Origin of the sequence: Azotobacter salinestris (genome assembly GCF_009363155.1) — a bacterium.
Taxonomy (GTDB): Bacteria; Pseudomonadota; Gammaproteobacteria; order Pseudomonadales; family Pseudomonadaceae; genus Azotobacter; species Azotobacter salinestris.
The window spans coordinates 895,270-915,684 of record NZ_CP045302.1 but is presented as its reverse complement, the minus strand read 5'-3'; the positions used below and the strand labels follow the sequence as shown (position 1 = coordinate 915,684).

Here is a 20,415-nt window from a genome sequence, read left to right as displayed (position 1 = left end):
TGCGGTCAATTGCACCGCGCCCTGCAGCTATGCAATACAAGTGCCTCTTATGCGACATGTTATATTAAGAGCGGCTAACAAAACCTCAAGCAGTTGGTCTTGTCCGGATAACTTTACCATGCAGGCCGGCTGAATAGGTTTTGTTAGCAGTTCTAAATCAACGGCGCCGACTTCAGCGGTCGCACGGTCGACCACCAGAACACCCGCCCCAAGATACGGATGTGCTGGTCCTGCTGCTGTTGGAGGCTATAGTCCTCGTCCTTGTGCTCTTCCCGGTTGAAACTGCGCAGGCGGATACCGCCGCCCGGCAAACGATAGAGGAACTTCACCCGCAGCATGCCGTCGTGCTCCAGGGCATAGATCTCGCCGTCGATGACGTGAGTGGTGCCGCGGTCCAGGCCCATGGTCGCGCCGTTCATAATCAGGGGCTCCATGCTGTTGCCCGAGACGGTGGCGCACACGGCCTGGGATGGACACACACCGGCCGCGCGCATGGTGGCATGGGAGAACCTGAGCTTGCGACCTTCTATTTCCCGCACGGCTGTACGGCCGCTGCCGGCTGCAAGTTCGACTTCCTTGTACAAGGGTATTTCTACCTCATCGTCATCGAGGGGCGTACTGCTATCCCATGGGTGAAGTGGCTCCAGATGGCACGGCATGACTCCCCGGTCCCTGCTAGTCACGTTATTGTCCGGTGAGCCCGTGGCTGGTTGTGGCTCGCCTTGGCCGGACTCCAGCCAGTCTCGGGAAATGTTCAGCGCAGCGGCAACCGCCGAAACCTTGGCTGCGGGAACCCCTCTGGACTTCCAGTTCGTGATGTTCTGCTCGTTTTCCAAGCCAAGGCGGCGAGCCAGCTCGGCCCCGGTAATGCCCGCGAGGGACAAGGCTTCCTCGAACCGTTTGGCGTTGCCATCAACGATTATCGAAGATTGTTGCTGATCGGGGGAGCTGTCTCCTTCGCCATCGGCCAACCACCGTGCGTTGACCTGAAGAAAGTCGGCGACCTTGAAGATTCGAGCCTTGGGGATGCCCCGGTTGAACCAGTTGTTGACGTGTTGAGGCTCGACGCCCATCGCTGTGGCGAAGTCCCGGTAGGCGATGCCTCGCTCGTCGAGGAGGTCGCGAAGGCGTTTTCCTGAAATATTCATAAACACCGAGTTTACGGGGGTAGACACCCCGTATAAATAAACGTAAAGTGTACGTAGGTTCCCATGATAATCGGAATGTTTATGAGTGATTCAGCCTTGGAGAGAGCGATCCGGGCCGCAGGCGGCGGGCGTGCCTTGGCCCGCAAGCTGGGGGTTAGCCCGATGGCTGTCTCTCAATGGAAAAGGCGGGGCGTTCCCGCCGAACGAGTCCCTGCCGTCGTCCGCGCCACCGACGGCGCCGTTCAGGCCCACGAGCTGCGCCCCGATCTGCCCGAGCTTTTCCCGGTACCGACCGACTCGGTCGCTGCTGCATAAAAAAACCGGGCGGCCTTTAACCAGCCGCCCGGTCTGCCCGGCGCCCTCACCACAAGGGCGTCGGGCGGTGCGTCGAGCCTGACGGGAGCACACCAATACACACGTCGGGTTCGGGCACCTACCAGGGCACGGATGCCCTGGGTTGCCAGCCTTTCCACCACAGAGCCGCTGGCTGTAACGGCGGGGCGTTCGCGGAGCGGGCGCCTCGCCATCGGGGGAGCAGGCGGCATTCCTACCACAGAGCCGCCGCCTGCCTATGACCACCTTTCAGTGACCACGGCGCGACTTTACCAGAGCCCCTGCGCCGCGGCACTGGCAGACTTCGGGGATTACTGCCATGAGCCGAGCCGATTCGGGCCGCTCCGAGCGGGCACAGCGCGAGATTCTGGCGCTGCGCTTTTCGCTGTACCACGCCTGCCGGGATTTCCCCGGCGGTGCCGCGGCGATTGCCGCCATCTACGGTCGCAACCCGACCACCCTCCAGCACAAGATGAGCCCGACCCAGCCGACCCACTCGCCGAACCCGGACGAGATCGAGGAGGTGATCGCCGCCACGCGCGACCCGCGCATCGTGGATTCGATCATGGAGGCCTATGGCGACGCGACCTGGGTGGACCTGCGCGAGCTGCTGCAGGGCTTCGACCACGACAAGGCCCTGCCGGGCGTGCTGAAGGCGGTGGGGGAAACCCTGCAACGCCAGTCGGCGCTGACCGACTCGGTCGCCCGCCACCTGGCCGACGACGGCCGCATCGACCGGGAGGAGCTCGCCGAGTGCAAGCTGCACCTGCGCCGCACCCAGGGCGCGCTGCTGGCGTTGGAGCGCATGTTGGAGCGGGCGGTGGAGGGATTCCATGGCTGAACGCATGGACGACGTTCTGGAGCAGTTCCGGCAGTTCGGCCTGGAGGTCGAGCTGCCGCTTTGTTTCGGCAAGCTGACCCGGGTGAGGGCCGAGGGCGACAAGAGCAGGGCCCGCACGGGCTGGTACATCGCCCACGAGTACCGGACCGAGCAGGGCGAGACGCTGATCTTCGGCGCCTACGGCAACTGGCGTCTGGGTGCTTCGGAGAAGATCAGGGTCAAGGGCGTGCGGCTGACCGACGAGGAGCGCGCGCTGATGCGCGCCCGCCAGGAGGAGGCCAGGCGTCGGGCCGCGGAGGCGCAACAGCACGCTGCGCGGCGCGCGGCCAGGCGGGCGGCGGCCTTGTGGCCAAGGATGGCGGAGAAGGGCGCGAGCGCCTATCTGCAACGCAAGCAGGTGGTCGGCTTCGGGGTGCGCTATGCGCCGAGGAGCGGGGCCGTCCTGGTGCCGATGCGTACCGCCCGCGGCGAGCTGGCCGGCCTGCAGGTGATCTATCCGCAGAAGCAGGAGCAGCTGGGCCGCGACAAGACCTACTGGCCGGCCGGCATGGCGAAGGAGGGGGCGTTCCATCTGATCGGCCCGCACCCCGAGCCGGGCGAGCCGCTGCTGGTGTGCGAGGGTTACGCCACCGGCGCAAGCCTGCACATGGCGACCGGCAATGCCGTGGCGATCACCTTCGACGCCGGCAACCTGCTGCCGGTGGGCAAGACGCTGCGGGAGCAGTTCCCCGGCCGGCCGCTGATCTTCTGCGCCGACGACGACTGGAAGACCACCCGCCCGAACGGCGAGCCGTGGAATCCGGGCGTGGAGAAGGCCACGAACGCCGCCACCATCCTCGGCGGCCAGATGGTGGTGCCGGTGTTCGGCGCCGGGCGCGAGGAGAAGTGGACCGACTTCAACGATCTGCACGTCGCCGAGGGGCTGGATGCGGTGCGCCGGCAGGTGCTGGCGGTGGTTCGCCCGCCGGCGGCCGGGGGCTGGAAGGACAAGCTGCAGCGCAGCGAATCCGGCGCGCTGATCGCCCATGCCTTCAATGTGGCGCTGATCCTGGGGAACGACGAGCGCTGGGCCGGGGTGATCGGCTACAACGCCTTCAGCTCGAAGATCGTGAAGCGCCGTTCGCCGCCCTATGGCAGCGAAACGGGGGAGTGGAGCGATCTGGACGATGCGCGGGTGGTGATGTGGCTGGCCGAGCAGTACAACCTGCGGGTGAAGGCGCCCAGCGTGGTCGAGGCGGTCAGCGTGGTCGCCAACGACCATGCCTTCCACCCGGTGCGGGAGTATCTGCAGGGGCTGGAATGGGACCGGGTGGCGCGCCTGGAGAGCTGGCTGCATCTGATCTTCGGCGTGCCGCTGTCGCCCTACAGCATGAAGGTGGGCAAGCGCTGGCTGATCTCGGCGGTGGCGCGGGTGATGAGGCCGGGCTGCAAGGCGGATGCGGTGCTGATCCTCGAGGGCGCGCAGGGCGCGGGCAAGTCCACGGCGCTGTCGATTCTGGGCGGCGAGTGGTTCATGGATACGCCGTTCAACCTGGGCGACAAGGACGGCTTCCAGGTGATCCGCGGCAAGTGGATCGTCGAGCTGGGCGAGCTGGACAGCTTCAACAAGGCCGAGTCGACCCGGGCCAAGCAGTTCTTCTCGGCGTCCGTCGATACCTACCGGGAGAGCTACGGCCGCCGGGTGCTGGACGTACCACGCCAGTGTGTTTTCGCCGGCACGACCAACCAGGAGGAGTACCTGAAGGACACCACCGGCAACCGCCGCTACTGGCCGGTGACCTGCCAGAAGGTGGAGCTGGAGGCGCTGCGGGAGCTGCGCGACCAGTTGTGGGCCGAGGCGGTGTTCCGCTTCCAGGCCGGCGAGGGCTGGTGGGTGGCACGGGAGGAGGCCGAGCAGTTCGCGGAGCAGCAGGATGCCCGCTATACCGTGGACGCTTGGGAGTACCCCATCCGCCAATGGCTCGAAGACCCGGCTTCGGGCGAGACCGTCACCTCCGACCGCATCCTGCAGGATGCCCTGAAGCTGGACTATGGCCATTGGGGCCGGCCGGAGCAGATCCGCATCGGCCACATCATGCAGCGCCTCGGCTGGCGACGGGAGCGGCTGGCGGCCTCGCGCAAGAGCGGCATCCGCCCCTGGGGCTACCGGCGGCCGGAAAGCTGGAAGGTGGCGGCCGCCGCCGAGGCGGCCGAAGCGGCGGCCAAGGCCAGGGAGACGGCGTTTTGATCAAGGAGATCGACGAGCTGCTGCACGCTTGGGCCAAGCAGCGGGCCATCCGCGAGGCCTTCCCCGGCCCCGGCAATGTCCGCTGCACCATCGGCACCCTGATCGACAGCCAGGGGGTGGTGATTCCGGCCACCAAGCGTTCGCGCGGTCTGGACGATCCGCGCTTCCCGGTGACCGAGCTGATCGTCAACGCCCTGCGGCACGACCTGAACCTGCTGGTCTACGAGCACTACCTGCGCAACCCGCTCAGCACGCCCGCCCAGAAGGCGCGGGCGCTGGGCTATTCCGGCACCAGTGCCTACTACCGGGCGCTGGGGACGGCGCACGAGCACGTGCGGGCGGCGCTGGTGAAGAGGAGGGCGGCGTGAGGGGCGGGGCCTCGAATCACGCCCGTTTTCCGTCCCCGCGCACGTCGTTTTTATCGACTTTGGCTGGTGGCTTGGAGTGTCCCGCTCGCGCATCGGAGACGAAAGCCTCCAGTATGTCGTTCATCCGGGTCTGCCAGCCGTCCCCGGTGCTCTTGAAGAACTCCACTACCTCAGGGTTCAAGCGGAGTGTCACCTGGGTTTTCGGGTTGGGTTTGCGCGGCCGGCCGCGGCGGATCAGTTTGTCGCCGATGTATTCGTCGGCCTGCTCGAAGAAGTCGGCAGTGATTTCCGGGGCATCGTCAGGGTCGATCCAAGTACTCCCGGTAGTAGGCTTGTTCTCGCTCATTGGCTTTCCTCATGGAGATGATGCGACGAGCCCCGTCGCGGGGTGTCCAGACAAGGACGATCATCCGCTCAGCCAGGAATCCCACTGTAATGAAGCGGGGTTCGCCGTAGTCATTTCGGGTGTCTTCAATCGTGAAGTGATGGCCGGAAAAAACGATGGCTGCATCGGCGAAGTCGAGCCCGCGCTCTTCCATGGTTTTGGCCGCTTTGGCGGGGTCGAATTCGATTTCCATGGCTTATTTTCTGTAACTACAAAAATAGTCTATAGCCATGGGGTAAGCGGAGCAAATCCGGTCGATGTGGTGCCACCGGATACACAGTGGAATATCACTACACCGATGCAGTGGTGCGCCTCTGCCTGTCCCGTCTGTCCCATTGCGCCAAAGGCAATGGGACAAGTCCAAGGCACGCCGTTAGTGGGCCTGTCCCGTGTCCCATCGCATACACGCCCGCGCATGTATGCGCCCGAGCAAATGCGAGCAGGCGCGCAGCGTGTATTTCCCACCACCCCCCTATATATAGACTTCAGATATCAATGGGACATGAGACATTTCTATATAAATCAATAAGTTGTAGTGCCCTATCTGATTTTCTCGAATAGGACGAATGGGGTGGGAAGGAAAAAGCGAAATCCAGATAGGGAGAATTACCGACGTACAGGGGACGTTCGCCGGACATAACAGGGATATTGAAGGTATGGCAGTGAAAAGGGCTTGCTGCCATGGGAATCGAGGGGTAGAAAGTCGCTAATTTCAAAGAGGTGCGGGCGCGGCAAGCGCCTCACCCGATCCAGCAAACCCGGCCACCGCGCCGGGTTTTTCATTTTCCCCGGTGCTGTGGGGTTCCCCGCCCTGGTCACCAGCACCACGCCGGCGCAAGCCGGCACCTATCGCTGCGGCCGGCCTGGCCGTTCCAGCCCGCCGCGGTGCGGGCGTCTTCGTTCGAGGGATGTCGATGTCGACCGAGCAGCACACGCTGGCGGACATGCCTTTCTGGATGCTGGTCCTGATCTCGATGGCCGGGCTGTCCGGCGAGATGCTGCGGGCATCCAAGGGCAACCTGACCCTGGGCCAGATCCTGCTGCGGGTGGTGCTGCGCTTCTCCGCCTCGGCGCTGCTCGGCATCGCCTCGATGCTGTTCGCCGTGGCCTTGTGGGGCAACCACCTGATCGCCGGCGGGATCGGCATCGTGGTCGGGGTGATCGGCGCGGATGTGGCTGGCGGGCTGTATGCACGCTGGCTGGCGAAGCGGGCGGGGCTGGGCGACTTGCCGCGTGCGGATCGGGAGGCGTGAGCGGTGTTCTCGATTAGGCGTTCCGGCCTCGATGAGGCGTTCGCCGCGCTGGATCGACTGGCCGGCGATCTGCCGAAGCGGGCGCTGGCCGATGCGCTGAACCACACGGCCAACCAGGCGCGGATCGTGCTGCGGGCCGAGATGGAGAGCGTGTTCGACCGGCCGACGCCGTTCACCCTGAATGCGCTGCGCATTCTCAACGCCAGGCCGGATTCGCTGGAGGCGGCGATCTGGGTAAAGGACGACAAGGACAACAACGCCAAGGGCCAGGCGCCCGAGGACTGGGTCGCGCCGCAGGTGTTCGGCGGGCCGCGCGTCGACAAGAAGAGCGAGCTGCTGCTTAGGCGGCGGGGCATCCTGCCGGCCGGGCGGTTCGTCGTTCTGGCCGAAGGGGCGCGTCTGGATGCCTACGGCAACATGAGCCGGGCGCACATGATGCAGATCCTGTCGGGGCTGCGGCTGCTGAATCGGCCGGGCTATACGGGCGATGCCTCGAACAACTGGCGCTCGTTCCGCAAGGGGCACGCCAGGGCGTTCTTCGTCATGCGCCGCGGCAAGGTGCCCATCGGCATTGCGGAGCGCCGGGGCAGGACGCTGCAGATGGTCCTGGCCTTCGTCGGGCAGCCCAGCTACCGGCCGCGGCTGGACTTCCATGGCATCGTCCGGCGCGTGGCGGACGAGCGGCTGGCGGTCAACGTCGACAAGGCCGTCACCGATGCTCTGGCCGGCAGGCTGCCGACCAATTTCAGGCGAAGGCCGCAGGCCTGGCCCCGGTGAGGGCGGGTCCTTCCCCCGGCCGGCCCCTACACGGGTAATTCGAACCGCGTTTTCTCTCTAGCTGACATGTTGCTAGGGACTTCCTTACTTTTTCGAGGCGGATATGGGGCAGAAGGTCAACAAGCGCGAGCTGGCCGAAATCCTTGATGTTTCCGAGCGCTCGCTGACGGAGTGGCAAGCCCAGGGCATGCCTATCGAGGTGAGCGCCGGGCGGGGAAGCTCGAACCAGTACGACACGGCTGCGGTCGTCACCTGGATGGTCGAGAGGGCGAGAGCGGGCGGCGCCAAGGAAAGCGCCCGCGACCGTCTCGACCGGATCAGGGCCAACCGCGAGGAGCTGGCCTTTGCCAAGGAGCTTGGCGAGGTGGTGGTGGCCGCCGATCTGATCGAAGGCTTCGAGGCGATGATCACCGCCGCCAAGGTCGAGCTGCTCAACACGCTGCCGGACAACCTGGCCAGCGAACTGTCCGCCCGCTACGGCGTCGAGGTCGACGACCAGCTCATCCGCGAGCCCATCGAGGCGATTCTGAGAAAGATGGCCGACTATGACCCTGACGACGATATCGAGCCAGACGGAGATCCTGACGAACCGGACGATCCGCCGGCAACTGAAGAGGACGGCGACTAAGACGCTCGCTCGCGCCGCCCGCCGCTGGTCGCCACCGCCGCGGATGACCATCGTCCAGTGGGCCGACAAGTTCCGCTGGCTGTCGCCGGTGGAGGCGGCCCGGCCGGGCAAGTACAGCTTCGCTGTCACCCCGCACCTGACCTGGCCCGGCGGCCCGCTGGAGGCGCTCGACGACCCCGACGTCACCGAGATCGTCTGCCGCAAGTCCGCCCAGGTGGCCTGGACCTCCGGCGTGCTCGGCAATGCCATCGGCAAGTGGATCGACATCGATCCCTCGCCGATCCTCGTCCTGTTCCCCAAGGCCGAGGCGGTCAAGCAGTACGTCGCCGAGAAGCTCGAGCCGATGATCGAGGCCACGCCGCGGCTGGCCCGCAAGGTCGACCTGCGCAGTCGCAAGCTGCAGCAGCGGCAGGATTTCAAGAAATTCCCCGGCGGCTTCCTGAAGATGGTCGGCTCCAACAGCCCGGCCAGCGTGAAGTCCACGCCGGTGCCGCGGGTGGCGGTGGAGGAGCCCGACGACTGCAACCTCAACCTGCGCGGCCAGGGCGACAGCATCAAGCTGGCCAAGGAGCGTCTGAAGACCTTCCGCCGGCCCAAGATCATCATCGGCGGCACCCCGACCATCAAAGGGCTGTCCGCCATCGATGCGGAAATGGAGATCTCCGACAAGCGCATCGGCCTGGTGCCGTGCCATGAGTGCGGCCAGGAGCACGCACTGTCCTTCGACAACCTGCACTGCGACGAGGCCCCGGCCTACAACCACCCGGTCTACGGCAGCAAGCGCCCGGAGACGAGCTACTACGTCTGCCCGCACTGCGGCTCGATCTGGAACGACAACCAGAAAAACCAGAACCTCAAGCGCGGCCGCTGGCAGGCCACCGCCGAATTCCGCGGCATCGCCGGCTACCAGCTCAACGAGCTGTACGCCACCTTCTGGGGCTCGCGCTTCCAGGTGCTGATGGAGAAGAAGCTGCAGGCCGAGCATGCCGCCAGCCTCGGCAACATCGGCCCGATGATCGCCTTCGTCAACAGTTCGGTGGGCGAGTCCTACGAGTACAAGAGCGACGCGCCCAAGACCGACGAACTGGCCGGGCGCGCCGAGGACTATCCCGAGCTGACCGCGCCCCACGGCGTGCTGCTGATCACCGCCGGCATCGACGTCCAGGGCGACCGCCTGGCCGTGGTCATTACCGGCTGGGGGCGCGGCGAGGAGTCCTGGCGGCTGTACTGGGGCGAGCTGGAAGGCAACCCGGTCGACGTCAACGACCTGGTCTGGAGCGAGCTGGACAAGCTGCTGTCGCAGCCCGTCCCGACCGTCGGTGGCGGCCAGCTGGTCATCTCCGCGGCGAGCATCGACAGCTCCGACGGCAACACCAACCACGCCGTCTACACCTACGTCCGCAACCGCCAGCGCTACAACATCATGGCGATCAAGGGCGCATCGATCGACAACCGCGACAAGGAGATCTTCACCAAGCCGGCGCAGTCGGCCGACACCAGCCAGGACAACACCAAGGCCGCCAAGTATGGCCTGCGCGTCCACATGGTCGGCACCCACAAGGCCAAGACCCTGATCGACCAGCGCCTGCGCCTCAAGGGCCGCGGTCCCGGCCGCATGCACTGGTACGGGGAAATCCGTGCCGATTACTACGAGCAGTTGACCAACGAAGTGCTGGCACCGCACCCGCGCAATCCCAGCAAGATGGTCTGGCAGAAGAAGGCCGGCCGGCGCAACGAAGCCCTCGACTGCGAGGTGTACGCCCTGCACGCCGCCCGCAGCCTGAAGACCCACCTGCTCAAGGACCGCGAGTGGGACCTGCTCGAGCAGCAGCTCCTGCAGCCGGCCCTGTTCGCCGACACCGCACAACCCGTCGCCCCGGTGCTCCTGCGTGCCCGGGGACGCGGCACCCGCAGCCGCACCACCTACTGAGGCCCACCCATGACCGAAGCACAACAGCGCCTGGCCGACGTCCGGGCGGCGATCAAGGACATCCTCGAAAAGGGCCAGTCGGTCCGCAAGGACGGCCGCGAGCTGCGCCGGGCCGACCTGGGCAGCCTGCGCACGCTGGAGGCCCAATACACCCGGGACGTCGCCGCCGAGCAACTCGCCCGGCGTGGCGCCCGCAACCGCATCGGCTACGTGAAGATCTGACCATGGGCCTGTTCCGCAAGTCTCCCGAAGAGCGCCTGCTGGCCGAGGCCGTCAAGCTCTCCGGCCGGCAGTTGCGCCCGAGCGCCCAGGGCGGCGGTGGCGGGGTGGAAACCCGCTGGCGGGGCGCTTCCCGCGTGCTGCGCTCGATGGCCAGCTGGGTGCCCGGCCTCGGCAGCCCGCGCCGCGACCTCAACACCCCCGAGCGCGCCACCCTGGTGGCCCGCTCGCGGGATGCCATGCGCAACCACCTGATCGCCCGCGCCGCCATCGTCCGCAATCGGACCAGCGTGGTCGGCACCGGCCTCATCTGCCGGCCGCAGGTGGACTGGGAAGCGCTGGGTATCGGCGAGGAGGAGGGCGAGCGGCTCAACGCCCGGCTGGAGCGCGAATGGACCCTGTGGGCCGAGAACCCGCTGGAGTGCGATGCCGAGGCCACCCTCAACCACTACCAGTTGCAGGCGCTGGCCCTGGTCTCCGCCCTGGTCGGCGGCGATGCCTTCGCCACCACCCCGGACATCGAGCGCCCCGGAACCCTCTACAGCACGCGCATCCAGCTGATCGAAACCGACCGGGTCGGCAACCCGCACGGCATGCCCGACGGCGCGAGCCTGGTCAACGGCGTCGAGTTCGACGCATACGGCGCTCCGGTCGCCTTCCACATCTGCACCGGCTATCCGGGCGAGCCCGTCGCCGGCCAGCCGCTGGAATGGCAGCGCGTCCCGGTCTTCGGCGCCGAGACGGGCCGCCGCCGGGTGCTGCAGATCTGGTGCGACAAGGACCGTCCCGGCCAGAAGCGCGGCGCCCCGTACCTCGCGCCGGTGCTCGAGCCGCTGCAGAAGCTGGAGCGCTACAGCAGCGCCGAACTGATGGCGGCCATCGTCTCGGCCATGTTCACCGTCTTTCTCAAGAAGGGGGAGGCTTTCGAGCAGAGCAACTTGCCGCTCTCGGCCCTGGGCGACGGCATGGGCGGTCACGACGCCCTCGACCAGCCGCCCGTGGAGCTGGGCGAGGGCGCCGTGGTCGACCTGGCGCCCGGCGAGGAGCCGGTGATCGCCAACCCGGCGCGGCCCAACGCCCAGTTCGACCCGTTCTTCACCAGCATCGTCAAGGAGATCGGCGCCGCCCTGGAACTGCCCATGGAAGAGCTGATGCTCTACTACAGCAGCTCCTACAGCGCCGCCCGGGCCGGCATGCTGCAGGCCTGGCGCGCCTACCAGATGCGCCGCTGGTGGCTGGTCTGCGACTTCTGCCAGCCCTGCTATGAGCTGCTGATCGACGAGGCCGTCGCCCGTGGCCGCATCCGGGCGCCCGGCTACGCCGACCCGGCCCTTCGCCGCGCCTACACCCGGGCGATCTGGATCGGCCCGGCCAGGGGCGCCATCGACGAGCTGAAGGAGGCCAACGCCGCCGGCAAGCGCATCGAGATCGGCGTCAGCAACGAAACCATCGAGGCCGCCGCCATGACCGGCGAGACCTGGCAGCAGATCTATCGCCAGCGCAAGCGCGAGCTCGACCAGCGCCGGCGCGACGGCCTCGGCAACGCGCCGCCGCAACCCGAAGAACCCCCGCAACCCGCCGAGGAATGACCATGCCCCGCGCCTTCGAGCTGGCCGCCTCGCGGCCCTGGCTGATGCTGCCCGACGCCCTCGATACCCTGATGGCCATCGCCGATCGCCAGGGTGATCCCGAAGCCCTGGAGGCCCGGCTCGGCAAGCCGCTGGGCAACACCCGCGCCGTCAGCCTGCGCGACGGCGTGGCGGTGATCCCGGTCACCGGGCCGATCATGCGCTACGCCAACCTGTTCACCCGCATCAGCGGGGCGACCAGCACCCAGGAGCTGGCCACCGACCTGCAGGCCGCCCTCGACGACCCCAAGGTCCGGGCCATCGTCCTCAACGTCGACAGCCCCGGCGGCGAGGCGACCGGCATCAACGAGCTGGCCGACATGATCCACGCCGCCCGCGGCAGGAAGCCGATCAAGGCCTACGTCGGCGGCACCGGAGCCAGCGCCGCCTACTGGATCGCCAGCGCGGCCGACGAAGTGGTGGTCGACGACACCGCCTTGCTCGGCTCCATCGGCGTGGTGGTGGAGGTGGCCATCCGCAAGGAAGCCGACGGCATCAAGCGCTACACGATCACCAGCAGCAACGCGCCCAACAAGCGCCCGGATCTCGAAACCGAGGAGGGCCGCGCCGAGGTCGCCAAGAGCATCGACGCCCTGGCCGGGGTGTTCGTCGCCAAGGTCGCCCGCAACCTCGCAGTCGACCCCGAAGACGTGCCCGCCATGGGCGATTTCGGCGGCCTCAAGGTCGGCGCTGCCGCCGTCGCCGCCGGCCTGGCCCATCGCCTCGGCTCGCTCGAATCCCTGCTCACCGAACTGGCCAGCCCGGCCGCCTACCCGAGGAAACCCAGCATGACCATCGTCCGCACCACGGCCGAGCTGCAGGCGGCCATCGCCGCCGGCACCGATCCGCAGACCCTCCAGATCGCCGCCGCCGAGCCGGTCGACGTCGACGCCATCGAGGCAAAGGCCGTCGCCACCGAGCGCGAGCGTATCAAGGGCATCCACGCCCTGGCCGCCGCCGGCTTCGACGAGGAGGTCGCCGCTGCCATCGACAGCGGTGCCTCCGTCGAGGCCACCGCCCTGACCCTGTTCAAGGCCGCCCAGGACCGCGGCATCAGCATCGCCGCCATCAAGCGCGACGCCACCGCCGCCGCTCCGGCCACACCGCCGGCTACCGGCGCCGCCAGCACAGCCAACACCGCGGCCGCCTGGAGCCGCACCATGAAGAAGATCGGAGGCTAAGCCATGACCATCCTGACCCAGGCAAAGCGCACCGCGGAGTTCCTGCTGAGCGAGTCCAACGGCCAGCGCTCCCGCGAAGAGGTCACCCTCGCCATCACCGCCGTGGCTCTGCCCGCCGGCCAGCTGCTGGGCAAGGTCACCGCCAGCGGCGAATATGCGCCCTACAGCGCCGCTGCCACCGACGGCACCGAAACCGCTGTTGCCATCCTCTACGCGGCTGTGCCGGTGTCTGCCGCAGCCCAGCCGGCCGCAGTCGTGATGCGCGATGCCGAAGTGGTCGGCGCCAAGCTCACCGGACTGGATACCGACGCCACCGCCGACCTGCTCGCCCTGGGCATCGTCGTCCGCTAACCCCAGCACCCATTCCGAAACCGCCCGCGTGGCGGTTTTTTCGTTTCAGGAGAGCCACATGCCCAGCCTCGACATCTTCAACGGCGACGCCTTCGGCGCCGTCAGCCTGACCAACGCCATCAACACCAGCCCGGAGGGCCAGCGCGTGCCGGCGCTGCTGGATTCCCTGTTCGAGGAGGAGGGGGTCAACACCACCTCCGTGTTCATCGAGCGCGAGAACGACAGCCTAGCCCTGGTGCCGGCCGGCGAGCGTGGCGCGCCCGCCGGGGTCACCACCGGCGCGCAGCGCGACATCGTCCCGTTCAGGACCCTGCACCTGCCGACCCGCTCCACCATCCGCGCCGACGAGGTGCAGGGCGTCCGCGCCTTCGGCTCGGAGAGCGAGCTGGAAACCGTCATGGAGCTGGTCGGCAAGCGCCTGCTGAAGCAGCGCCGCCGTCTCGAGGCGACCATCCGTTTCCAGCGGGCCGGCGCCGTCACCGGCAAGATCTACGATGCCGACGGCCAGCGCCTGTTGCTCGACCTGCATCAGCAGTTCGGCATCGAGCAGCAAAGCCACGCCATGGCGCTCGGCAACGACGCCACCAAGGTGCTCGCCAAGATCGTCGAGGCCAAGCGCAAGGCCGAGGACGCCATCGCCGACAGCGGCATCATCGGCGGCTGGCTGGCCGTGTGCGGCCGAGGCTTCTGGGATGCCTTCACCGGCCACACGTCCACCACCGACGCCTGGGATCGCTTCCAGGACGGCCAGTTTCTGCGCAACGACCTGCGTCAGACCGGCTTCCAGTTCGGCGGTGTCGAGTGGCAGGAGTTCTACGGCAAGGTCGGCGGCGTGGAGTTCATCGGCAGCGACGACGCCTACCTGATCCCGCTCGGCGTCGACGGCCTCCTGGTCACCAAGTACGCCCCGGCGGACTACATGGACACGGTCAACACCATGGGGCAGAAGTTCTACGCCAGCCAGGAGCCGCTGCCCCACAACAAGGGCATCGACCTGGAAGCGCAGTCCAACCCGCTGTCCATCTGCACCCGTCCGCGGGCGATCATCCGGCTGACCAGGGCCTGAGATGTTCGGCGCCGACATAGACGCAGCCATCATGGCGTCGCTCAACGACGGCCAGGGCGACTACCTGTCCGCGGCCGGCACCGTCCTGGCGGCCGGACTGGAACTGATCCTCGACCGCGACGTCGAGCGCTTCGCAATCGACAGCGTCAGTGGCGCCATGGAGCGGGCGGCGACCATCACTGCCCGCAAGGCCCTGCTGCAGCCGCTCGACCGCCGCGGCGCCTTCCTGCTCGACGGCCAGCTCTGGCACATCGACGCCATCGCCAGCGATGACGGCCACCTCATCAGCTTCTTCGTGGTGCCCTGACATGCCCATCGACCTGCAATCCGCCATCGTCGCGGAGCTGATCGCGCGCCTGGCCGACGTGCCCGAATTCGGCGCCCTGGTCCTTGAGGACAGCGTGCTGCGCATCCTCGACGCCGAGGACGAAACCCTGCCGGCTGACCTCATCGTCGTTCAGCCGGGCCAGACCGAGGAAGTCGAGCGCATCGGCCAGGGCAGCGTGCGCGAGCGCGTCACCCTCAACCTCACCGCCATGACCCGCCGCCGGCAGTTCGCCCCGGCCCTGCGTGCGGCGCGGCTGGCCGTCAAGGTCGCGCTGCCCGGCACCAGGGCCGGCCTGACCGTCGCTGGCGTGCAGCAGGCCGCCTTCCAGCCGGAAAGCCCCATGCCGCCCGGTGAGGGCCGGCGCTGGGCCGCTCACGTCATGCCGCTGCAGATCACCTACATCCAACCGCTCAAGTAATCACAGGAGCCATTCATGACCCAGATCGACCGCTCCTTCGTGGGCGAGGGCATCGTCTACGCCCGTGCCTACCAGTCCGCCGACCCGCTGCTGGACATCGGCAACTGCGACACCTTCAACCTGTCGTTCGCCACCAACCGCACCACGCTGCCCAACTACCGCGGCGGCGGTGGCAACCGCAACGTGCGCGAGCAGGTGACCGACGTTACCGCCACCATTGGCATGTTCGACATCACCGCCACCAACCTGGCCCGCGTCACCAAGGCGACGATCACCGAGATCGCTGCCGGCACCGTGACCGCCGAGGTGCTGGGCTGCGCCGGGGTCGAGGGCGAACTGGTCCCGTTCAAGAACCTGCCGGACATGAGCCAGTCGGTCACCGTTGTCACCGCCGCCGATGCCGCGCTGGCCGCCGGTACTGACTACCTGCTGACCCCGCATGGCATCGTCGTCCTGGCCGATAGCCTGATCACCTCTGCCGGAATCAAGGCCACCTACACCAGGCTGGAGTCCAGCGCCGTGCAGATGCTCGCCGGCGCCCAGGTCGAGCTGGAGCTCTACATCGCTGGCCTCAACGACGCGCAGTCCAGCGAGCCGTTCGCCCTGCGCCCGCGCCGGGTGAAGTTCGGTATCGCCTCGGAGCTGCCGGTGTTCGGCACCGAATACCTGCGCCTGGAGGCACCGGCCGAGCTGCTGGCCGACGACCTGGTCACCGCGACCGGCATCTCCAAGTTCTGCGAGATGCAGCTGCTGAAGAAGGTGGCATGACGGGGAGGCCAGGGATGGCCGAATATGCTTTTCGACAGCCCAGCTCCTGCTGGGCTTTCCATGTCAGGAGAAACCTGAATGGCCGGCATCAAAGACCGCCTGATCCAGTTCGTCCTGCGCGGGCGCGACGAGCTCTCGCCGGCGGCGGAGCAGGGCGCCGACGCCCTGGAAGCGCTGCGCCGGGAAGGCGAGCGGCTCGGCGCAGCGCTGGGCAAAGCCAGGGAGACCCGCGGCCTGGCGGCAAGCCTTGCCGCCGCCGGTCGTGCCGCCGAGCAGGCGCGCAGTGTCCTGCAGCGGGCCGAGCAGCGTGCGGACGACCTGCGCAAGGCGCTGGACAAGGACCCGGAAAGCGAGGGCCTGGCCGTCGCCCTGCGCGAAGCGGAGCGGGAGGCCGCCCGTGCCAATCGCGAGCTGAACCGGGCCACCGCTCAGTTGGGCGAGCTGGAGCAGGCCGCCAGGGCTGCCGGCATCGACACGAACAACCTGGCCGACGAACAGCGCCGTCTCGCCCAGGCGGCGGACGACGGCCAGCAGGCCCTGGCTCGACACACCCAGCAGCTGCGCGAACTGGAGCAGCAGGAGGCGGCGGCGGCCCGCGGCGCCGCCGAGCACGCTTCCCGCCTGGCTGCCGTGCGCGAAGCGCTGAACGGCGCGACCCGCCGGGTGCTGGCCTTTGCGGGCGCCTTCGTCGGGGTCGATGCGGCCGTCTCCGTGGTCGACCGTCTGGCCGGCGCGATCCGCACCGGCATCGTCGACATGCTCAAGGCCGGCGACTCTGCCGAAGGCCTGGAGCAGCGCATGACCTCGCTGATGGGCTCGGTGGAGGCCGGCAAGGAGGCGGTCGACTGGATCGGCGACTTCGCCAAGCGCACGCCGATGGCGGCGGCCGAAGTGGCCGATGCCTTCATGCTGCTCAAGGCCTACGGCCTCGACCCCATGAACGGCACCCTGCAGGCGCTGGTCGACAAGAACGAACAGCTGGGCGGCGGCATGGATCGCCTCGAAGGCATCGTCATGGCCGTCGGCCAGGCCTGGGCCAAGAGCAAGCTGCAGACCGAGGAGATCCTGCAACTGGTCGAGCGCGGCGTGCCGGCCTGGGACATGCTGGCCAGGATCACCGGCAAGAACGCCGGCCAGTTGGAAGAGCTGGCTTCCGCGGGCAAGCTCGGCCGCGACGTGATCGCCGCGCTGGTCGCCGAGCTGGGCAAGACCGCCGAAGGCGCGGCCGAGGCCGGCATGTCGCGCCTGTCCGGCCAGCTCAGCCAGCTGGGCGATGTGGCCCAGGACTTCTACAACCGCATCGCCAAGGCCGGCGCGCTCGACTACGTCAAGGGCAAGCTCAAGGAACTGCTCGAAACCATCGACGGGATGGATAAGGACGGCCGGCTGGACAGGCTGGCCAAGTCGCTCAGCACGGCGTTCATCGACGGGGCCAGGCGGGTCGAGGCGTTCGCCAAGCAACTGGCCGGGACCGACTTCAAGAAACTGTCCGACGACAGCACGAAATGGCTGAACGACTTCGGCGCCAAACTCGACCAGACCACGACCAGCGTCCAGCTGTTCGTGGCGCCATTCCGCACCCTGTTCAACGGTTTGACGGCAGGCTTTTCTCTGGTGGCCGGTTCGCTGTTGAAACCTTTGCGCATGGCCATGGACGCGCTTGCTCTGGTAGCAAAATCCGTCCCCGACATGCTGGGGGGCGACAAGCTGCGCGCCTCGGTAAGCTCCGCCCAGGACCTGCTCAACAGCCTGAGTGCCGATTTTGCCAGGCAGATCGAGCAGGACGGCAAGGACATCCGGGCGGCCTGGGACGTGACCACCCGGCATGCTGCCGAGAGCGCCGCCGCCCAGACCGCCGCCGTCAAGTCCAAGATCGATCAGCAGCGCATGCTCGACCAGGCTTATGCCGACGAGCTGATCGCCAACCAGAAGAAGGCCAAGGATGCTGCCGTGGCCGCCGCAGCCGAGGGCTCGGCCGCCATTGGCAACATGGCCGAAGCGCTCAAGCTGATCGACGCCAGCCGCACGACCGCCCAGATCGACGGGCTGCGCGATGCCTTGCGCGAGGCCTACCAGTCCGGGGCCATCGGCCAGCAGGATTACGCCCGCGCCTCCGGCGTGCTCAGCGAGAAGTTGCGGCAGCTCCAGCGCGGGGCCGGTGCCACGGCCGGCGAGTTCGCCGGCCTCGAGGACAAGTTCGCCAGCCTCGAGTCGATCATGGGGCAGATCGGCCGCGTGGCCAACGAGGTGGATTTCAGCCAGATCCGCACGGGCCTGCGCAAGGCCTACGGCGACGGGGCGATCAGTGCCGAGGACTTCGCCAGGGCCCAGGCTGCCCTGGCCGAACGGATGGACGAGGTGAAGAAAGCCGCTGCCTCGACCGGCCGCAGCGTCGAGAAAGCCTCCGCCGACATGGCCGACGCCTCCGCCGAAACGGAAGGCTCGTTGCGCCAAATTGGCGGCGCCGCCGAGGACGCCGGAGCGGGCGTGGATTTCTTCGGCAGCATCCTCAGCCAGGCCCGCGAACCGCTGGCCGGCATGAGCGATGCGGCGCTCAAGGCCTTCGACGCCCTGCAGGGCATCAACAACGTGGACTGGGGCATCGACACCGGCAACCTCGAGGCCACCGAGGCATCCCTGCGCGGCGCCCAGGAGCAGCTGGCCTTCCTCAAGACCGAGCTGGCCAAGCCCCTGCCGCACACCAACGCCGGCATCTGGGCCATGGAAACCCTGATCCGCAGCCACGAGCTGCAGGTGTCGTACCTGGGCCAGAAAAAGGCCCTGCAATCGCTGATGGAAGGCTACGAAGACGGCTCGATCAGCCTGGAGGCCTTCATCCGCCGCGCCGAGCGCGCCCAGCACGGGCTGAGCCTGCTCGACAGCTCCGACCTATCCAGCCTGAAAAGCGCCCTGGAGAGTGCCCGGCAGCAGATGGACGCCCTCGGCGACTCCAGTCGCAACACTCTGGACAGCCTGCAGAGCGAGCTGGCCCAGCTGCGCGGCGACCAGGAGGAAGTCGATCGGCGCGCCTTCGCCAGCCGCCGCCGCGAGCTGGAGGCCCAGCGCGCCGAGGCCACGGCCGCCGGCAACGGCCAGGCGGTGGCGGACCTCAACCGGGCCATCGCCACCCTGCGCGAGATCGAGGCGGAAACCGCCAACCGGCGCCGGCGCGAGCAGCAGCAAGCCCGGGCCCAGGCGCAGCAGCAGGCCGCACCGGCGCCGGCCACGACCGAGGCCCGGCCCGCCACCGTCATCCGCCTGGAAAGCCCCCGCGGGCGGCGGGTCGACGTGCAGGTGCCGGCGGGCCAGCAGACCCAACTGCTCGACATACTGGCCGACGCCGGCCTGAGGACGCTGTGAATGATGCTCGACTCGGTGGAACTGGACGACCAGTTCGAATGGGTGGACGAGTTCGAATGGGATGCCGTAGCCCAGGAGCAGGAGCGCTCGGTCAGCGGCGCGCTGCTGATTCAGGAAGGGGTCAAGCTGTACGGCCGCCCGATCACCCTGAAAAGCAACGGCGGGGTCTGGACCCCGCTGTCGGTGGTGCGCTCGCTGGAAGTGCTGCGCGACATCCCGAACAAGGTCATGGCCCTGACCCTGCCGGACGGGCGCAGCTTCAGCGTGATCTTCAACCGCGCCGACGGCGCCGCGCTGGAAGCCGTGCCGCTCGAACGGCGGGTCGCCCCGCCCGAGGACTGGCCCTACGACGTGAACCTGCGCCTGATCACCGTTGCTCCGCCGGTGGAGTGATCCGCCTCGGGTAGGGCGGTCAACTCGCGCAGCGATTGCCCGCCGTTTGTAGCAGCAGACAAGGTTGTGCCGTTGTCTACCCTACGCACTACAGGTCATCCAGATTCACCGGCACGGGCGTTTCGTGGAAGCTGGAGCAGTTGGCAGGCGGTGGCCGCCTGCCGGCTAGTCGTGGCTGTGCTCTCGCACGTAATCCTTGAGCGCCTGGTCGAGACGGGTTTGCCAGCCGCTGCCGCCGGCCTTGAAGTAGGCCAGCACCTCGGGAGACAGGCGCAGGGATACCTGCTGCTTGGTCGGCGCCTTCTGCGGGCCGCGCTCGCCGCGGCGGCGTACGGTGGCGGCATCCCAGAAGGCATCCACGGCCGCAGGGTCGTTCGGGTCATAGAGATCGTCGGCATCGCGCGCCACTGGCTCGTCGGCGGCTGCCTCGGCCTTGACGCGCTGCCAGTCAGTCTTGCTGGAGTGCTGCATAGCGTTTCCTCTCCTGTTTCGAGGCACGGCGCAGCGAGATGGCGCGGATATCCTCGCCACGCTCGACGTACACCAGCACCAGGACCACACCCATCACCTCGACCATCGCGACATCCATCAGGCGTTCCTCGTCCTGACGCGGCGAACTCAGGGTGATCTTGTTCGGCGCGTCGTACACCAGCCCCGCGTCGGCCAGATCGAGGCCGTGCTTGGCCAGATTGCTTGCGCGCTTGGCTTCGTCGTAGATGATCATGGTCTTATCGTATAGACAAAAAAATATCGGGCAAGCCGGAGTCGCGGCCTGTCGGACGTTCGGTCCGGCAGCGCAGCTGCGCGGTGGTC

23 protein-coding genes are annotated in these 20,415 nt (G+C 67.6%); 18 read left to right on the top strand and 5 right to left on the bottom strand.

All coding sequences use genetic code 11. The features are described from left to right. Positions 1-152: 152 nt before the first annotated feature. On the bottom strand, positions 153-1,148 hold the full coding sequence (locus GCU53_RS04345) for a LexA family transcriptional regulator (RefSeq protein ID WP_280115878.1): 996 nt from the start codon (positions 1,146-1,148) through the stop codon (positions 153-155). 63 nt (positions 1,149-1,211) lie between these two features. Here GCU53_RS04345 and GCU53_RS04340 point away from each other — a divergent pair, with 63 nt between their 5' ends. The 4 genes from GCU53_RS04340 (at position 1,212) to GCU53_RS04325 (ending at position 4,917) form a co-directional block, all read left to right on the top strand. Next, on the top strand, positions 1,212-1,463 hold the full coding sequence (locus GCU53_RS04340) for a transcriptional regulator (protein WP_341873585.1): 252 nt from the start codon (positions 1,212-1,214) through the stop codon (positions 1,461-1,463). A gap of 337 nt (positions 1,464-1,800) precedes the next feature. Further along, entirely contained in the window at positions 1,801-2,322 is a 522-nt protein-coding gene (locus GCU53_RS04335) for a phage regulatory CII family protein (RefSeq protein ID WP_208845441.1), read from the top strand. Next, entirely contained in the window at positions 2,315-4,549 is a 2,235-nt protein-coding gene (locus tag GCU53_RS04330) for a VapE domain-containing protein (RefSeq protein WP_244307049.1), read from the top strand. The genes GCU53_RS04335 and GCU53_RS04330 overlap by 8 nt, the downstream gene beginning before the upstream one ends. Further along, positions 4,546-4,917, top strand: coding sequence for a PA0613 family protein (locus GCU53_RS04325; RefSeq protein WP_152386522.1), 372 nt, complete (start codon positions 4,546-4,548; stop codon positions 4,915-4,917). Before GCU53_RS04330 ends, GCU53_RS04325 begins: the two co-directional genes overlap by 4 nt. A gap of 16 nt (positions 4,918-4,933) precedes the next feature. Here GCU53_RS04325 and GCU53_RS04320 read toward each other — a convergent pair whose 3' ends face one another. Continuing rightward, the gene (locus GCU53_RS04320; RefSeq protein WP_152386521.1) at positions 4,934-5,263 is read right to left on the bottom strand and encodes a BrnA antitoxin family protein; all 330 of its coding nucleotides are present in this window, start codon (positions 5,261-5,263) and stop codon (positions 4,934-4,936) included. Continuing rightward, complete coding sequence (locus GCU53_RS04315; RefSeq protein WP_152386520.1) at positions 5,217-5,495, bottom strand: BrnT family toxin; 279 nt, start codon at positions 5,493-5,495, stop codon at positions 5,217-5,219. The genes GCU53_RS04320 and GCU53_RS04315 overlap by 47 nt, the downstream gene beginning before the upstream one ends. Positions 5,496-6,216: 721 nt before the next feature. Between GCU53_RS04315 and GCU53_RS04310 the strand changes: the two genes are divergently transcribed. From GCU53_RS04310 to GCU53_RS04245, 14 genes are all read left to right on the top strand, one after another. Beyond that, positions 6,217-6,555, top strand: a complete 339-nt coding sequence (locus GCU53_RS04310) for a phage holin family protein (RefSeq protein ID WP_152386519.1) — start codon at positions 6,217-6,219, stop codon at positions 6,553-6,555. A gap of 3 nt (positions 6,556-6,558) precedes the next feature. Continuing rightward, positions 6,559-7,332: a hypothetical protein gene (locus GCU53_RS04305; protein WP_152386518.1), complete on the top strand. Its 774-nt coding sequence runs from the start codon at positions 6,559-6,561 to the stop codon at positions 7,330-7,332. 103 nt (positions 7,333-7,435) lie between these two features. Next, a complete protein-coding gene (locus tag GCU53_RS04300) occupies positions 7,436-7,960 on the top strand; it encodes a terminase small subunit (RefSeq protein ID WP_152386517.1) in 525 nt (174 codons plus the stop codon). After that, a complete protein-coding gene (locus GCU53_RS04295; RefSeq protein WP_341873584.1) occupies positions 7,878-9,890 on the top strand; it encodes a phage terminase large subunit family protein in 2,013 nt (670 codons plus the stop codon). Before GCU53_RS04300 ends, GCU53_RS04295 begins: the two co-directional genes overlap by 83 nt. Before the next feature lie 9 nt (positions 9,891-9,899). Then, on the top strand, positions 9,900-10,112 hold the full coding sequence (locus GCU53_RS04290) for a hypothetical protein (protein ID WP_152386515.1): 213 nt from the start codon (positions 9,900-9,902) through the stop codon (positions 10,110-10,112). Positions 10,113-10,114: 2 nt separating this feature from the next. After that, entirely contained in the window at positions 10,115-11,698 is a 1,584-nt protein-coding gene (locus GCU53_RS04285; RefSeq protein ID WP_152386514.1) for a phage portal protein, read from the top strand. A 2-nt stretch (positions 11,699-11,700) separates the two neighbouring features. Beyond that, positions 11,701-12,918 carry a S49 family peptidase gene (locus GCU53_RS04280; RefSeq protein ID WP_152386513.1) on the top strand — a complete coding sequence of 406 codons (1,218 nt, stop codon included), beginning with the start codon at positions 11,701-11,703 and terminating at the stop codon, positions 12,916-12,918. A 3-nt stretch (positions 12,919-12,921) separates the two neighbouring features. Then, a complete protein-coding gene (locus GCU53_RS04275) occupies positions 12,922-13,269 on the top strand; it encodes a head decoration protein (RefSeq protein ID WP_152386512.1) in 348 nt (115 codons plus the stop codon). Between the two features lie 58 nt (positions 13,270-13,327). Further along, positions 13,328-14,335, top strand: coding sequence for a major capsid protein (locus GCU53_RS04270; RefSeq protein WP_152386511.1), 1,008 nt, complete (start codon positions 13,328-13,330; stop codon positions 14,333-14,335). A 1-nt stretch (position 14,336) separates the two neighbouring features. Further along, a complete protein-coding gene (locus GCU53_RS04265) occupies positions 14,337-14,642 on the top strand; it encodes a hypothetical protein (RefSeq protein WP_244307048.1) in 306 nt (101 codons plus the stop codon). 1 nt (position 14,643) lies between these two features. After that, positions 14,644-15,081 (top strand): hypothetical protein, encoded by a 438-nt coding sequence (locus GCU53_RS04260; RefSeq protein WP_152386510.1) that lies wholly within the window; start codon positions 14,644-14,646, stop codon positions 15,079-15,081. A gap of 15 nt (positions 15,082-15,096) precedes the next feature. Further along, positions 15,097-15,849 (top strand): phage tail tube protein, encoded by a 753-nt coding sequence (locus GCU53_RS04255; RefSeq protein WP_152386509.1) that lies wholly within the window; start codon positions 15,097-15,099, stop codon positions 15,847-15,849. A gap of 78 nt (positions 15,850-15,927) precedes the next feature. Then, a complete protein-coding gene (locus tag GCU53_RS04250; RefSeq protein WP_152386508.1) occupies positions 15,928-19,209 on the top strand; it encodes a tape measure protein in 3,282 nt (1,093 codons plus the stop codon). Then, positions 19,210-19,602, top strand: coding sequence for a hypothetical protein (locus GCU53_RS04245; protein ID WP_152386507.1), 393 nt, complete (start codon positions 19,210-19,212; stop codon positions 19,600-19,602). Between the two features lie 165 nt (positions 19,603-19,767). Here the strand turns inward: GCU53_RS04245 and GCU53_RS04240 are convergent, their stop codons facing one another. Together GCU53_RS04240 and GCU53_RS04235 are read right to left on the bottom strand one after the other, a co-directional pair. Further along, positions 19,768-20,073 (bottom strand): BrnA antitoxin family protein, encoded by a 306-nt coding sequence (locus GCU53_RS04240; protein WP_152386506.1) that lies wholly within the window; start codon positions 20,071-20,073, stop codon positions 19,768-19,770. Continuing rightward, the gene (locus GCU53_RS04235) at positions 20,051-20,326 is read right to left on the bottom strand and encodes a BrnT family toxin (RefSeq protein WP_152386505.1); all 276 of its coding nucleotides are present in this window, start codon (positions 20,324-20,326) and stop codon (positions 20,051-20,053) included. Before GCU53_RS04235 ends, GCU53_RS04240 begins: the two co-directional genes overlap by 23 nt. Positions 20,327-20,415: the final 89 nt, after the last annotated feature.

Coding starts and splice junctions, on each gene's coding strand:
- GCU53_RS04345 (WP_280115878.1), bottom strand. CDS start 1,148: ATGAATATTTCAGGAAAACGCCTTCGCGACCTCCTCGACGAGCGAGGC.
- GCU53_RS04340 (WP_341873585.1), top strand. CDS start 1,212: ATGATAATCGGAATGTTTATGAGTGATTCAGCCTTGGAGAGAGCGATC.
- GCU53_RS04335 (WP_208845441.1), top strand. CDS start 1,801: ATGAGCCGAGCCGATTCGGGCCGCTCCGAGCGGGCACAGCGCGAGATT.
- GCU53_RS04330 (WP_244307049.1), top strand. CDS start 2,315: ATGGCTGAACGCATGGACGACGTTCTGGAGCAGTTCCGGCAGTTCGGC.
- GCU53_RS04320 (WP_152386521.1), bottom strand. CDS start 5,263: ATGAGCGAGAACAAGCCTACTACCGGGAGTACTTGGATCGACCCTGAC.
- GCU53_RS04315 (WP_152386520.1), bottom strand. CDS start 5,495: ATGGAAATCGAATTCGACCCCGCCAAAGCGGCCAAAACCATGGAAGAG.
- GCU53_RS04310 (WP_152386519.1), top strand. CDS start 6,217: ATGTCGACCGAGCAGCACACGCTGGCGGACATGCCTTTCTGGATGCTG.
- GCU53_RS04300 (WP_152386517.1), top strand. CDS start 7,436: ATGGGGCAGAAGGTCAACAAGCGCGAGCTGGCCGAAATCCTTGATGTT.
- GCU53_RS04295 (WP_341873584.1), top strand. CDS start 7,878: ATGACCCTGACGACGATATCGAGCCAGACGGAGATCCTGACGAACCGG.
- GCU53_RS04290 (WP_152386515.1), top strand. CDS start 9,900: ATGACCGAAGCACAACAGCGCCTGGCCGACGTCCGGGCGGCGATCAAG.
- GCU53_RS04285 (WP_152386514.1), top strand. CDS start 10,115: ATGGGCCTGTTCCGCAAGTCTCCCGAAGAGCGCCTGCTGGCCGAGGCC.
- GCU53_RS04280 (WP_152386513.1), top strand. CDS start 11,701: ATGCCCCGCGCCTTCGAGCTGGCCGCCTCGCGGCCCTGGCTGATGCTG.
- GCU53_RS04275 (WP_152386512.1), top strand. CDS start 12,922: ATGACCATCCTGACCCAGGCAAAGCGCACCGCGGAGTTCCTGCTGAGC.
- GCU53_RS04270 (WP_152386511.1), top strand. CDS start 13,328: ATGCCCAGCCTCGACATCTTCAACGGCGACGCCTTCGGCGCCGTCAGC.
- GCU53_RS04265 (WP_244307048.1), top strand. CDS start 14,337: ATGTTCGGCGCCGACATAGACGCAGCCATCATGGCGTCGCTCAACGAC.
- GCU53_RS04260 (WP_152386510.1), top strand. CDS start 14,644: ATGCCCATCGACCTGCAATCCGCCATCGTCGCGGAGCTGATCGCGCGC.
- GCU53_RS04255 (WP_152386509.1), top strand. CDS start 15,097: ATGACCCAGATCGACCGCTCCTTCGTGGGCGAGGGCATCGTCTACGCC.
- GCU53_RS04250 (WP_152386508.1), top strand. CDS start 15,928: ATGGCCGGCATCAAAGACCGCCTGATCCAGTTCGTCCTGCGCGGGCGC.
- GCU53_RS04245 (WP_152386507.1), top strand. CDS start 19,210: ATGATGCTCGACTCGGTGGAACTGGACGACCAGTTCGAATGGGTGGAC.
- GCU53_RS04240 (WP_152386506.1), bottom strand. CDS start 20,073: ATGCAGCACTCCAGCAAGACTGACTGGCAGCGCGTCAAGGCCGAGGCA.
- GCU53_RS04235 (WP_152386505.1), bottom strand. CDS start 20,326: ATGATCATCTACGACGAAGCCAAGCGCGCAAGCAATCTGGCCAAGCAC.